Origin of the sequence: Bacillus sp. AFS041924 (assembly GCF_002577195.1) — a bacterium.
In the GTDB taxonomy this organism is placed as follows: Bacteria; Bacillota; Bacilli; order Bacillales; family Bacillaceae_G; genus Gottfriedia.
The window spans coordinates 17286-32416 of the sequence record NZ_NULG01000054.1; the positions used below are offsets into that span (position 1 = coordinate 17286).

Below are 15131 nucleotides of genomic sequence, written 5' to 3' on the forward strand. Positions count from 1 at the left end.
TATATACTCTTTTTTATTCCGAAATTTCAGAAAATAAAAACTTAATCCCCTTCTTGATGTTACTTTTATTTTAGTTACTTAAATTTAACATGTAAAACGCATTTTAGTTTACAACCTATTAAGGATTGCTTAATTATATAAATTACCTAAATTATATTTAAATAATAATAAAGAGTTATATTAATACAGAAATTGGATAACATTCCCAGTATTAAAATAGTTTCTAATTATTTAATCTATTTAAAAACATGCAGTAAAATCAATTTATACTTCGATAATGCTTAAAGGAGGTACAAAATGAATATCGAACATTTAAAATACATAGTTGAAATATCGAAAGAGGAATCAATTACAAAAGCAGCTAAAAACTTACATATATCCGCTTCTGCTGTAAGTCAGGCACTTAAAGAATTAGAAAAGAAATTAGATTTGAAGCTATTCATCCGTTTAAAGATGAAGACAGTACCTACCGAAGCCGGATTTGAAGTAATTAATCAAGCGAAAAAGGTATTATATGAATATGAGATTTTAGAGGAAAAAATTGCATATCAAAAGGATACCTATCACACACAATTAAAAATTGCTACTGTTCCAGGTGTAGTTTATTTAGTTAATGAATCAATCATTAAATTTAAAAAGGATTTCCCAATGGTTGATGTTCAAGTTTTTGAATATGATCCTGGACAGATTCTAGATTTTATTCATATAGATCAACCTGATGTTGCTTTTCTATTTTCAAATGAAAAAAGACTAAGTGAGAACAAAGACTTACGATTTGAATTAATGGCTACAACTAAATATTGTGTACTCGTCGGAAAAAATTCTCCATTATATAAACTAAATGAAGTTACACCTGAAGATTTAATCCATGAAAACTTTGTCCTATATAACAGTAATTCTCTTATAGAACATAGCCGTAAAATATTTAACAATATAAAAATTTTATTTATTTCAAATAATACAGATAGTATAAAAGAGACTGTAAAAAGTGGATTAGGAGTTACTTTAGTCCGAAATATAACTTTTAAAAACCATCCAGATGCTTTATCTGGAAAAATTAAACCGATTCCTTTAAAATCCCCTACTTATATTAGTGATGAATTTTGGTCTGTCTCTCTTAGAAGTAAGCCTCTTAATAAAATTTCTAAAAACTTTATTAAATATATTCATGCTTGTATAGAGTAATAAAAACTTATATAAAAGACCAAATCTTTGTGTGATTTGGTCTTTTCACAATTTCGAATTGTGGTATTACTCGTTAACTCCTAAACCAACAGCATGAAAAAAAACTCTTCAAAATGAAGAGCTTTTTAACACTAATTGTTCTAAATTATCGGGTTTATTTCTATTAAGATACTTACCTCTAATTACGTTTATAGTATACTTACGTCGTACATTAAATTACCATTTTCAATAGAATCTTTTCTTAAAAATTCAACCACTTCTTCCAACTCATGATAATTCAACAAAACTTCTTTAACTAATGAACTAATTTTTAATCCTTCAAATGTAGGGACCACTTTAGAAATTCCATCACAATCAATCAGCTTTAAATCTATTTCTTTTTCTAGACTATGCATCAATTCTTTTATGACAGATTCACTAACAGCAAATTTTTGCGCTGCGAGCTTAAAGGATCCACTTTTAATTACTTCACTAAAATGATTTAATTGTTCAATATTCATATAGTCCCTCCTAAACTATTTCTCTTAACCCTATATCTCAACTTTACACGTTTGTGTTTCATAATTTTATTAAAATAAGAGTTGATGTAATTTCTATTCCAAGAAAAAATATCAACTTCAAATTTTTTTTCTTTAATGTAATTTACACATTCACCACTACCTTTCCAATTTAATATAATTATTTTAAAAGGAGTGATCATGATGCCTTGGAATCAAAAAATTAGATATTTAATTGGCCAGCCAATTGGAGTTTCATTTACTAATGGGCAAGGCACATCTGGAGTATTGTGCGGCGTATCAGGTTCGAAGCTTCTCGTTTACGAGTATATGTATCAATCACAATTCGCTTTAAAACAGTATGATTTCTATATGATTCAAGATATTAACGGATTTCCCCCATGTCATAGTCAACAACCACTTTACTAATGATTTTTTACTTACAACATCCCTATATTACAACGTAATCAAAAACAGAACATTATCGACCTGCACTGTATGCAGGTTTTTTATTTTTTTAATATAGTAACTACATCATAATATTCTTACTTTTTTTACGTAACTTTATATCCTTTTAATCTATTAGACATAAAAAATCTCCTCCATAATAAACAGATCAATGGGTGTCAATTGTCTATTATGGGGAGATCTCAAACCTTCATATATTCCGCTTAAATTTGTGATAGAGTACGAGGATCTACTATAAACCTAAATCACTCTTAATTATTTCTAAAGTCATTCCTTTAAACTTCTTAACAGGCCTTGGTGCTACTGTAACAAATGGATTTTGCAGTAAGTAATATTTCTCAACAAATGCTAAGTCTTTTACATCAACAACTCCGTCAAAATTAATATCGGCACTCCGCTTGTTTGTTCCCCAATATGTTTGAATATAGATCGCATCCATCACATCGATTACATTATCCTTATTTATATCACCTGGCTTCGCTCCAACTGTTGGATATGAAACAGCTTCTCCAATATTAATTCCTCTCTCAGTACGTCCGATTTCCAACGGAGTATAAGTTATGAAATGTCCAGGAATATCCATAATTACCGTATATTTTTGCACAGCTGCAGGAATTCCCTTAAATGTTACATTTCCATTTTTTTCAATTACTCCATCATAAATTTCTCCATTAGTTCCTTTCAACTTCATAGTTGCTCCAACTGTCGTATAATCAATACTGCCATTAAAAGTACCTGCAGCAGTATATAAGCCTAAACCATTTAGCTTAGCTGTTGCAGTAGAGTAAATAGGATACATTGGCAATGTTCCCATAATAATCTGTAGTCTATTCGTACTTTCGCTATTTACTTGCACAGTAGAAAAATTTAGGATTCGAGCAAACGGGTTAAGGAATTCATTTGCATTTGTATCAACGTTTAAATCAAATAATGTCACATCTCCAGTAATTCCATCTCCTGGTACATTGATATTCACTATTGTTCCTGTACTAGTTGTACCCGTGGTAGTTGTTGTCAGTTCTGACCCTTCTGGTAAACCTTGTGCTTTTTTAAATTCAACACTATCAAAATATTTTGCTACATAGTCCAATCTGAAATTAAGCTTATTGGCTTTTCGCAAATTATGCGCGTAGAACGTGTAGGTAATTTTGTCACCATATTCCATTGCATCTTTATTTGGTTTTGCATAAATATAAGATGCGCCTTTCTTCGTATAATAAACCATTTTAGGTAATGTCCCATTTCCTGCAAAATCAGCACCTACATATTGCACTGGATTAATCATGCCAGGCACATTAACTTCTGTACTAAATTTTCCATTCTCGTCTACACTCAAGTAATATGCATTTGATGAACCCGGTCCATAAAACACTTTATTATTTGCTTGAGTAAGAGGCATGCCTGTTTCTTGCGTTTTACCTATCTCAGGGTCCAATAATGTTCCGGAAAGCGTAACTTTATCTTGCCCTTCCGCTAATTCTACTATTTGAGTATCACCTTTAGGCATTGCATTTGTATCATCGAATTTAATTATTGGTCCATTGTTATCAATACTTACTTTCGATGTTTTCACGAATTGTTTACCGTCTTTGTTCGTTCCAATCATTTTAATGTTATAAATTCCATCCAGTGCTTTTTCAGAAACATAACCAATTGGATTTTTTTTATCTACAGTGAATGGGAAATATCTGCCGTAAAAAGCACTGTCCATCGTGTAATCTGTGTCAACTGCTGCACCTGATCCGCTAACCGAAGTAATTAGTCCTAGATCCTTATTCGTTTTCGGGTCGACTAATACCCAGTCTAACGTTTGCATTGACGTATTTAATCTAAAATCTAAATCGGTATCTTTACGGCTGAATAAATTAATGACACGATTTGTTGAAATGCTCTTTGTATATACATCAAAGTATGCTAAGCCTTCATCAGTAGCTTTTACTCCAAATGGAATACGATAGCTTTCTTCCGGATTGTTTTTCTCTTTAATATTAATATATCCCTCATAAATACCTTTTTCTGCCGTCTTTGGAATAGCTAGTGTTGCAGAAAGTTGTTTTGTACTGTTTTTCTTTACAGTAATTGTACTAGGTACTTTCACTGTCACGCCATTTTTCTCTGCATCTAATGATCCTTTTGCACTAACATTGTATTCAACGGATAACTCATACTTTTTATCTTTATCACTACTATTTTCAAATGATAGTTTCGTAATCTTTGAATAATCCTTATCTGACGAAACTGGAACGAAGCCGTAACTTAGACCACCTGTTTGTTCTGAAATAATTTTTTCTTCTCCATTTTCAATGTAAGGTGTCTTATCAAGAACACTAATCATTGCATCGGAATGAATGGCTTGCATTGGATCGATTCTGCCCGCTCCAACTTCAAATACACTGTATGGATTTTTTAGCGGATCCGCTGTATTTATTAATACAGTCTTTACATCACCTGGCGTATAATCTGGATGAGCTTGTAATAATAACGCTGCAACCCCTGCTACATGTGGTGACGCCATGGAAGTCCCAGACATTCTTAAGTATGCAGATGAATAATCAGATGTATCTGTTTTATTTGCAATGTACGATGGAACTGTTGATAATACATCTACTCCTGGTGCTGTTACCTCTGGTTTAATATCATATAAAGTTCCAGACGGTCCTCTGGAGCTAAAGCTTGCTAAATCATCCCCTGAAAGTTCTTTTTCACTTTTTGTACCAAATGTAACACTTGGTACACCACTTGCAAACAAATCATTTACAGCTAGTCCATCTTTATTTGTCATTGAAAACGTTGGGATATTGTCGTTGTTTTCGCCTAAGAATATCGGAATTTGACCTTCGTCTGGATTCGAGTTATAAATGATTACACCCGCTGCCCCATGATCTCTCGCATATTCCATTTTCTCAATTAATGCATATGTACCTCGCCCAATAAACGCGATTTTACCCTTCACATCTTTGCCTGTGTAATCATTTGGACCACCTAAACCTACATTTACAATGTCAAATGATTTACCAGTCATACTACTGAAGTCGTCCGTCCATTTCTTCGTCATTAGCTCCATCGTCGTACCAGTATTTTTACTACCGGAGGCAAATTGACTCTCAAAACTCGTGACCTTACTAGGAACAGAACTTGCTCCTACTGTTAGGGCTAGTGCCGCAGCACCTGGAGAACCTAAAGTATTCAGAGCATCTCCCGAGTTACCAGCTGCAACAACTGCAGTTACGCCACTTAACACCGCATTATCAATTGCAATGCTAGTAGCATATAACGGATCATTGATGGAAGCACCTAATGATAAATTGATAACATTCATACCATCTTGAACAGCTTTATCAATTCCTGCAAGGATCGCAGCTGTTGTTCCGCTTCCGTATGGCCCTAATACACGATAAACATATAAATCAGATTCCGGAGCCACTCCTATGACTTTATAATCTGAATTATTTTCTGCTCGACCTGCAATTGTTCCTGACACATGTGTTCCATGATCTGTATAATATGTATCACCATTTGAATACTCCGCTTTATTCGACTTCTTCCAGTCAGCATAGGTTGTTTCCATCGGATCATTTTCATTGTCTACAAAATCATAACCACCTTTATAGGCATGCTTTAAATCCGGATGATTATAATCGACACCTGTATCAATAACCCCAACTTTTATCCCTTTACCAGTGAACCCTTCGTCATGAAGTTTATCAAGCTTTAAAAATGGAATACTATCAACCTTTGTTTGGTCTTTTGAATCCTCTGCCTGTGTCTGAGCTGGTGGTTCTACGTGCACTGTGTAATCACTATAAACAGATTTTAAAACTTTAGAATCTAATAAAGATTTTACTTGATTTGCAGGCAATGTTAATGCGACACCATTTAAAGAATTTTTATAAGTGTGTTTAATACGATAGACATCCTTACCTGTTTTGGTCTTTTTTAGTTTCGTTTGCAAATCTTTTTTAAACTGAACTTGAGATTTTTCTACATTCTCAATCGCTTGTGTAAGAGAAATTTTTTCTCCTTTAAGCGCTTTGGCAATTTGTGCTGTTTTCGCTGGAAGTTCATTTAATTCCACGATAACAGTTACTTCTTTATCACTCGACAAATCAACATCTCTTGATAGTTGTAATCTAGATTTTAATTGATGCTTATCTAAGTTTTGCAATGCTTCACGCTGTTCTTTTGTCAGTTTTGCTAAAATACTTTCTGCCTTTGTATTTGTTTGTGCATGCGCAACAGAAGTGTAATTTAAGTTAGCCACTGGTCCTAGCAAAAGGCACGTATTTAACACAATAACCGCAGCTCGTTTCGCTTTAACAATTGGCTGTGTCTTTTTATATTTTTTCAATCTTATCAATCCCTCTCTATATATTTTTTCAATTTTCATAAAAATCTAATTTTATTATAATGACAATTGATAAGAATATAATTTTGACAAATTCATTCAATCCAATGAATATTATTCGATAAAGTTCAACAATATTTTTCGGGATATTATTTAAATCTAGTGAATTCTCCTTTTACTTGCAAACCCAAAATAGCCATTCTTTGACATACTTTTGAAAGTAATATATATATTTTTTTTTGACCATAAGTTTGAAGTAGATATGTTAACTGCTGGATTAACCTATCTATTTCAATATAAAAACCGATCTCCATATGAGATCGGCTCATTTAACTTATTTAACAACAGTAACTGTAACTGTCTTAGTTGTTACTTTAAAACCTTCTTTATCAACTGCATCAGCAGAAATATAATAGGTCCCGTTAGGTAATTTTACATCTGGTGTCCATTTAGTATGAAGTTCATGTTCATTATTCACTTGCAAACTGTCTACTACGTTCCCACTCGCGTCTTTTACGTAAACTGTCCAATTTACACGTGTTTGAGCAAAACCATTTATTGGAGCTGGTTTGCTTGCATTGATGTTTGTATTTGGACTTACACTAAATACAGGTACAAGCATACTGTATTTAATATATGAAGGATCGCCCCAAACTTTATAACTTATATTCATTGCATTATCTATTCCCATCACAACAACACTCTTTGGTTCTTCATTTACTAAAACGGAAGTTGCTCCTACTGGTAGGGATTTTTGTATGCCATTATGCCAAAGAATCGCGCCCATATACCCTGAGCCATTATCAACTGCATCGAATGAAATTTCATATTGACCATCTTTTGGTGTTACTTGAACATTTGATACTTTTGGGCCAACTGAATCGACTTTTATCGGCATTTTTATTTTCTGTGGTTTCGCATTTGGATAATCTAACGTAGTTTTTATGACAAAGTTATACGTATCATCATTTACCGTCTTACCGTTTTGATCTTTCGAATCCCAGTTATATCCCACATACATTCTACTTCCAGAAATTACATTTTTTCGAAGTGGCATAGGCATACCATTGTTATACTCACTAAAGTCGCCAAGATACTTAATCATCTTGCCTTGTTTATTCTCAATATACATTTCCGCTTTTGCTAAGTTTCTAAAGGCAGTAAATGTTGGGAATACCCCTTTAAGTATTGAATTTGGAGAGGTAGCGATTGCGTCCATATTAAATTTACCTGTTTTCGTATCATATCCCATAGGTACCGTTGCACCTTCATCATTCCATAGTGCAGTATAGCCTAAAAATGCATCTTTTCGATCCCAAGCTGCAGGGTCAATATTATTAAGCGAATCCCAATCACCATTAAAGCCCATATAAGGAACTGTTAACGGAACAGCTGAATCACTATTTTCTCCTTTTGGTACAAGTCGTACAAATCCTTCAACAAATTCATTTTTTCTTAATGTTCTTGGTAATCGAATCTCTACATTCAGATTTTTCTTTTGACCTGCTTTAATTTTGATTGTTGAACCTTCTGTACTAGTTAGTTTCTCACCATTTACATAGATCGAAGCACCTTCAACACGAGTACTTTTTAATGATAAATAATCTTTTGATTCTAGAGTTCCATCACCATCAAAGTCAAATTCCTTTGTATCAATTCCGTCTGTTAATAAGTCAACATTAACAGTGTACTCGTAGTCTTTTTTCGTTTCATTTGATTCAAGTGACTCTACATTTAAATTGAAGATTGCTCGATCATTTTTAATTTCTTTTAATGCAACTGATCCTGCTTGTTCAAGTGGCGTATTTTTTCTAGTTACAATGACAGGGGTTTTAATTGCATTTTGAATTTGCATTAATCCGGATCCCTGAATACGAGGAGAATATGGGATTTCGTTATTTGTTTTAGGATCCATTACCACTTTAGCCGTATTCATTAAAGCAATTTTTGCTTTTAATGCAGTATCTTCTGAGTGAGTTAGTCCTTTTTCATACATTGATTGTAAAATTAATGCAGCGCCACCTGCAACATGTGGAGTCGCCATTGAAGTACCACTCATAACCTCGTATTCATTTCCTGGAGTAGTAGAATAGATTTTTCCACCTGGAGCAGAAAGTTCTGGTTTAAAGTCTAATGTAGTTGGAGCACCATAAGAAGAAAAATAAGACATCGTATCTCGTGCAGGGTTTTCCAACCAAGTTCCTTTTGTTAACTTCATTTTAACAACCTGTCCACTTGTTAACTTATCAATTAAAGCATTCCCCGCAGCCTTACTAGTTGTTGCTGCAGGAGTAAGATCACTACCGAAATTTACGTATGGAAAATCAACCATATTAGTAGCTGGAACTAAAATTACAGCCTTTGCACCTCGCTTTTTAGCTTGAGATTGCATTGAAGCATAAGTTGAATAAGACGTATTCGGTTTAAAAACTACAATTTTTCCAGTTACATCTTTTCCAACATAATGCTCATCTTTAAAACCTTCTCCAACGTAAACTAACTCATAACTTTCATTAGGGGACAGTGCTCTAGAAAGTTTAAAATTATATTGCGTTTGGTCTTGGTATGGAAGTTGTAAACCATTTTCTTCCGCCAATGTATTTAATTCGTAATTAGTATTTTCATAGGAAGCTACAGATAAAGCAAAAGGACTTACACCTGGCTCTCCTACTGTCCCAATATCTGGATTTTCTGCATATGGTTGGGCAGAAGCTGCCATGATACTATTCTTCGTACTATACGCTGCGTTACCACCTGCAACTACTACTAGTGTTCCATGTTCTGTCGCTTCACGTATTGCTTTTTGGATTGGATCTTTATCTTCTCCAACAAATCCTGAATCAGTTCCAAGACTCATATTAATAACATCTGCTCCCATTTCAACAGCATGGTTGATCCCTGCAATAATATCATCTTCATAAGCTCCTGCACTGCCATTGTCAGAGAATACTTTTTCTGCTAACAGCTGAACACCGGGCGCGATACCCAATACACCATCATTTTCTTCGTCCCCATTTGCTCCAATCGTACCTGATACATGTGTACCATGAGGATTTGCATATTTACCACGTGGAATAACATCTGCGTCGTTATCTGCCCAATCATAACCAGTTGGAACTTTATCACTATACCACTGTTCATTGACAGAAGTTTCGGAAAACTTACTCTGAATATTACTTTCCGTCAACGTCTCTTTCTGTTTTCCTTTTTCCGTTAAAGTCATATCATGATGTGTATAGTCAATACCTGAATCAACCACACCAACAACTAACCCTTCACCTTCATAACCATATTTTTCCCATACACTTTGTGCTTGTACTAACTCTTTACTCGTTTTCATCGTTTGTTCATAAGTTCTTGCAATATGTACATTTGTTACACCTGGCATTGCCTGTAAATCTTTAATATTTTTGTATTCTGTATCTAAACTTAACCCATTAAATCCTTCATAAAAACGATGCCTAACTTTTGGATTCAGCTTCTTTTTTGTCATTTTAGAAACAACATCGTCTTGCTTTTGTTTCATTAAAGCTTTTTTACTTACCTTTGCTTTTGTTTGTGTAGCTTGTTCCGGATCTTGTACTTCAACAATTACACGTACTTTCTCATTTGCAGCATAAACTTTTGAATTATTTTCATTAATATTTTTATAGACTGATTGATTAGAATCTTTAGATGCTTCTTTGTAGAGATCAGCTAAATAATTTTTTAACACACCTTGCACATTCGTATTAATATTCGAATGTGTAGATGGATTTTCTTTTGTAATTTGTGCATATCCTGGTGTAGTTAAAAACATTGCAGCTAATGTAGTTGCTGTAATCAATCGAAAAGGAATTTTCTTATTATTGCTCATAAACTTAAAACGCTCCCCTCTTAATCTTATAATTTATTAATTTATGTTAACCTTCAGTTAGAATTTTTTAGTTGATTGGAAACTCCAACATGAAAGTATATAAAAAAGCCTATTTATCTCTAAGGGTCATTGATATTTAGAACTAAATTACTAGTCTATTTTTCTAATTTTGCATTTGTTTATGAATAAAATATAAGACAGTTAGTTAAAGCAACTAAGTAAGACTGATTCAATGAGCGAATAATTGCTTTCATTGAACCAGTCTCTTGATTGTCTTAACTCAATTACTTTTTATTCCATTCCAAGTTCATACATAATAGATTCCAGGGTGTCACCCTTATATATTTTTTTTGCCTTAGGTGAAGAACCTGGATGCAAATAGTCTAATGTTGAATTTTGCTTTAAATAGTTTAATTTTACGAATTTCATATCTTTTTTGTTTACAATCCCATCGTAATTGATATCTGCTGCGCGCTTGTTTGTTCCCCAAAAAGTTCTAATATATTCTGCATCCAATACATCAATAACATTATCTTTGTTTACATCTCCTGCGATAACATAAGCATCATTTACTAATGAGTTTAAACCAGCTAACAAATCTCCTTTTTTAGTAGCTGTATCGACTGTATCGTAATAAGTAAAATGTCCCGGCACATCAATTGATACAGTATAGCCATTATCAGTCAGTGGAACATTTCCGAAACTGTAAGAACTTTTATTATTTAAATTTAGTTCGAGTACGGTTCCTTGTGAACCTTCCAGCTTTATTTTCCCACCTATTTTCGAATAATCTAACGCCTCATTCCACACATTGTTTTCAGAGAGTAAACCTTGAGATATAACCATCCCTGATACTATTGCTTTAGTTTGAGCTACCTGAATTTTGTTGTAGTCAAAGAAAGGTTGGGCAAAAACCCATTTTCCTGTTTGATCTGTCAGAAGAGTATTAAAAGTCAAAAATCCAGTTTGATCCAGCTGGCTTCCTTCTTTTACTTTTAAATAAACATCAATCATAGGAATATCTCCTGTTACTTCATGTGTGTCATCCATTGGCAACGTATATACTTCGTCGATATATTGTCCACCATTGATTGGTTTTGATTCGTATTTTATATCTATAGGACTATACTTTGAAATTTCAGGACGTGCCTCTACATTTACAATTTCCACCTGCTTAGGATCAATTTTCATTGTAAATTTTGCTTCTTTTAAATCCTTCAAGTTTTGGACGGTTAATGAATATTTCACTGTATCGCCTGGTCTGACTACTTTTTTGTCTAGGTCACCTGTTACATAAGGTGTACCTTCTTTCAAAAAGTAAACGGTTGTACGTTTCTTTCGATTGTTTGCTGCATCAAGTCCATCTATATTTGCAGTAATTACTTCTTTGCGACTATCTAGTGGAAGGTCCCATTCCAACTGTCCGTTATGATCTACTTGCTTTACGATGTCAGGATAACCGGTAAAACCAGAATAAGAAAATCCTACCTTATTTTTAGATTGATCAATATCAAAGCCAAGAGCCTGCATTTCTGCCACATCTTTATCAATAACAGTTGCTTTAATCGGATAAGATGTTTGATTTGCAGCGTATTCGATAACGTTTTTATCATCTACATTAGTTTGGAAGTCCGGAATTTTATTATCAACGAAGAAATCTTTTTGAATTGTAAATGTTTTTCCATGATCATTTGTTCCAATTAATTTAAACTTGTATTGTCCTTGCGATGCATAGACAACTTTATCAGAGATTGGCTGATTTTTATTTCCTGTAAATGGCTTATACGATCCATCGTAACCAAGCCAGCCATAGTCTACATTTTCATTGACTGCCATTCCGTCAATCTTGCCAATATACCCAAGGTCTTTACCTGATTTCCCATCCACTAACACTGCATCTATAAACTTCATATGAGATTTCACACTAAAACCAAACTGTAAACTTGTTGGATAAATTTGACTAACACCATTTGGCGCAGTGGACATAGAAGGATTAGCGAAATTTAAGTCTCCCATTCCCTCTTCAACAACACGTATTGCAAATGGTACCTTATAAGTCTCCTTTGGATTTGCTTTGTTTGTATAAACTACATAACCTTCATATGTACCATTTTCAGCAGTTTTTGGAATAAAAATCGATACCTTCGACTGCTTTTGATTATCCCTTTTAACCTTTATCTCTGAATCCGTAATGACATGTACATTGTTTTGTTCCGCATTCTTGGAACCCCTTACTCCAGTTTGAAATTTTACAGCTACATCAAAGGTTTTATTCTCACTTTCCAAATTAGATAGGACAATTTTACGGCTCTCTAAAAGATCATTTCCTGTAGCTCCAAAAGAACCAAAACTGATGCCGCCTGTTTTTTCTTGAATAGATGTTTCTTCACCATTATTAATAATCGGTGTTTTATCAATAACTTCAATCTCCATCCCTGTATGTACAGCTTTATATGGATCAATTCGGCCTGCTCCTACTTCAAATACACTATAAGTTTTTTTCAAGTCATCAGCTGTATTCATCAGGATCGACTTTATATCTTCAGGCTGAAGATTCGGATTCGCTTGCAACATAACTGCTGCAACTCCCGCAGTGTAAGGTGATGCCATTGAAGTCCCAGACAATCTTTGATATGCATACTGGTAGTCGCTTTGATTATCTTTATTGTTTATATACGATGGTACTGTTGACATAATGGAAACACCCGGTGCCACAATCTCCGGCTTTATATCATAATTGATACGAGATGGTCCACGAGAACTGAAATCTGCTAATGTGTCTCCTTCTAAAGTTCCTCTACCCATTTCAGTAAATGTAAAAGATGCATTACCTGCTTGTACATTTTTTAATAACTCTAATCCTTCAGCATTCGATACAGAGAATGTGGGGATACTGGTTGTACCTTCTCCAAGGTAATAGGGAATAAACCCTTCATTTGGATTGTCATTATACATCAAAATTCCAGCTGCTCCCTTTAGCCGTGCATACTTCACTTTATCTTGTAAAGTAATTGAACCCCGTGCGACTAGTACAAACTTCCCTTTTACATCTTTTCCAGAATAGTTGCTTGAGCTACCAACCCCAACGTCTACAATAGGAAATGTTTTCCCTTTTAACCCTGGTATATTATCTGAATATTCTTTTGCCATTAAACGTACCTGAGCTTGTTTGGCACTTTCGCCTTGCATCGAAATCGTAAACGCTTCCATTTCAATTGGCACATCACTTGCACCGACGGACAAAGGTAAAGCAGCAGCACCAGGTGAACCTAACGTATACAAATTACTACCTGAATTCCCTGCTGCTACGACAGCTGTTACGCCACTTAAAACGGCATAATTTACTGCCATACTTGTTGGAAATAGTGGATCGTTAACAGAAGCACCTAGTGATAAGTTAATGACATCCATCCCATCTGCGACAGCCTTATCAATCCCTGATAAAATCGCATCGCTTGAGCCTGAACCATATGGACCAAGTACACGATACACATAAAGGTCAGCATCTGGCGCCACCCCAGTCGTCGCATACTCACTATTGTTTTCGCCACGTCCAGCAATAATCCCAGATACATGTGTTCCATGTTCTGTGTAATAAGTTGATCCATTAGAAGTTTCGACTTTTTTTGAATTCTTCCAATCCGTATACGTCGTTTCCATTGGATCTATGTCATTATCTACAAAATCATAGCCACCTTTATAGGCATCTTTTAGGTCAGGATGGTTGTAATCAATTCCAGTATCAATTACTCCGACTTTAATTCCCTTACCTGTGAAACCCTCATCATGTAATTTATCTACGCCGAGATATGAGTTTCCGCCTGCTATGTTCACAGAAGAAGTATTCTGTTTTGTTGTATTTTCTTTTTTCGGCAAATCAAGTTGAACTACATTATCGCTCCAAATTGCCTTTACAGCATCAGATGATAACAAGCTTTTGGCCTTATTTGCAGGAAGTGTGATCGCTACTCCATTAAAGGCATTCTTATAGATACGTTTAACTTTGAATGAAGATTTCTTTTTTTGAATATCCTCTTTAAAAATCGTTTTTAAATCTTGTTGAAATGATGATTGGTCACCATCTCTTAAACTTCTAGCTTTACTCGCTGATAAGCTTTTACCATTGATCTCTGCTACTAACTGAGCAACTTTTTCAGGCTTCTGTTTGAATTCCACGATGACAGAAATTTCTTTATTACTATTAAGATCCACATTTGGATCAAGCTTAAGACCTACACTATCATTTAACTGTATATTTCTTAATGCAGATCGTTGCTCCTCTGTAAGATGAGTTAAAACATCTTTTGCTTTTACATTCGTATTCGTCTCCGCTTTTACTGTAGAGTGATAGTTTAGTGGAGTAACTGTTCCTAATAGGACTCCTAAGCTCATCACTACGTTAAAAGCGATTATTCTTTTCTTGTCTCTCCTTTGGCTCATTAAGTTCTTCGTCTCCCTTCTGAATTTAAAATAGTTAGCTTATTATGGATTTTCATAAAATTCTAATCACATTATAATGAGAATTGATTTATTTGCTATTTTGACAAAAACATTCAACATCTAAAATATTAATCGATAAATTTCTACAAACAGTTGTTGTTAAAGCTATCAATCTATTTAATAAAATATTCTTAATGAAATAACAATAACGCCAATCTCTGTACTAGCGGCAGATTGGCGTTTGTTATAGGGTTACTCTTTCCAAACAACAACGGTTTATTTTAAAAGAGATGTTATTTATAAAAAAAACGCTATTGCTTTATGAAATGTTACCCGAATA

The 15131-nt window shown here is 34.2% G+C and carries 6 protein-coding genes; 2 read left to right on the top strand and 4 right to left on the bottom strand.

Annotated features, from left to right (window positions below):
• Window positions 1-297: 297 nt before the first annotated feature.
• Window positions 298-1185: a LysR family transcriptional regulator gene (locus COC46_RS14660; RefSeq protein WP_098810448.1), complete on the top strand. Its 888-nt coding sequence runs from the start codon at window positions 298-300 to the stop codon at window positions 1183-1185.
• A 188-nt stretch (window positions 1186-1373) separates the two neighbouring features.
• Here COC46_RS14660 and COC46_RS14665 read toward each other — a convergent pair whose 3' ends face one another.
• A complete protein-coding gene (locus COC46_RS14665) occupies window positions 1374-1685 on the bottom strand; it encodes a LysR family transcriptional regulator (RefSeq protein WP_098810449.1) in 312 nt (103 codons plus the stop codon).
• A gap of 201 nt (window positions 1686-1886) precedes the next feature.
• Between COC46_RS14665 and COC46_RS14670 the strand changes: the two genes are divergently transcribed.
• Window positions 1887-2111 (top strand): hypothetical protein, encoded by a 225-nt coding sequence (locus COC46_RS14670; protein ID WP_098810450.1) that lies wholly within the window; start codon window positions 1887-1889, stop codon window positions 2109-2111.
• Between the two features lie 271 nt (window positions 2112-2382).
• Here COC46_RS14670 and COC46_RS23025 read toward each other — a convergent pair whose 3' ends face one another.
• The 3 genes from COC46_RS23025 to COC46_RS14685 all read right to left on the bottom strand — a co-directional run bounded on the left by COC46_RS23025 (window position 2383) and on the right by COC46_RS14685 (window position 14791).
• Window positions 2383-6498, bottom strand: coding sequence for a S8 family serine peptidase (locus tag COC46_RS23025; RefSeq protein ID WP_176545164.1), 4116 nt, complete (start codon window positions 6496-6498; stop codon window positions 2383-2385).
• Between the two features lie 331 nt (window positions 6499-6829).
• A complete protein-coding gene (locus COC46_RS23030; RefSeq protein WP_098810452.1) occupies window positions 6830-10351 on the bottom strand; it encodes a S8 family serine peptidase in 3522 nt (1173 codons plus the stop codon).
• A gap of 291 nt (window positions 10352-10642) precedes the next feature.
• Window positions 10643-14791: a S8 family serine peptidase gene (locus tag COC46_RS14685; RefSeq protein WP_098810453.1), complete on the bottom strand. Its 4149-nt coding sequence runs from the start codon at window positions 14789-14791 to the stop codon at window positions 10643-10645.
• Window positions 14792-15131: the final 340 nt, after the last annotated feature.

What these genes read in the sequence shown, in the direction of transcription:
- COC46_RS23030 (WP_098810452.1), bottom strand. Translation starts at nt 10,351, where the DNA reads ATGAGCAATAATAAGAAAATTCCTTTTCGATTGATTACAGCAACTACA.
- COC46_RS14685 (WP_098810453.1), bottom strand. Translation starts at nt 14,791, where the DNA reads ATGAGCCAAAGGAGAGACAAGAAAAGAATAATCGCTTTTAACGTAGTG.
- COC46_RS14665 (WP_098810449.1), bottom strand. Translation starts at nt 1,685, where the DNA reads ATGAATATTGAACAATTAAATCATTTTAGTGAAGTAATTAAAAGTGGA.
- COC46_RS14660 (WP_098810448.1), top strand. Translation starts at nt 298, where the DNA reads ATGAATATCGAACATTTAAAATACATAGTTGAAATATCGAAAGAGGAA.
- COC46_RS14670 (WP_098810450.1), top strand. Translation starts at nt 1,887, where the DNA reads ATGCCTTGGAATCAAAAAATTAGATATTTAATTGGCCAGCCAATTGGA.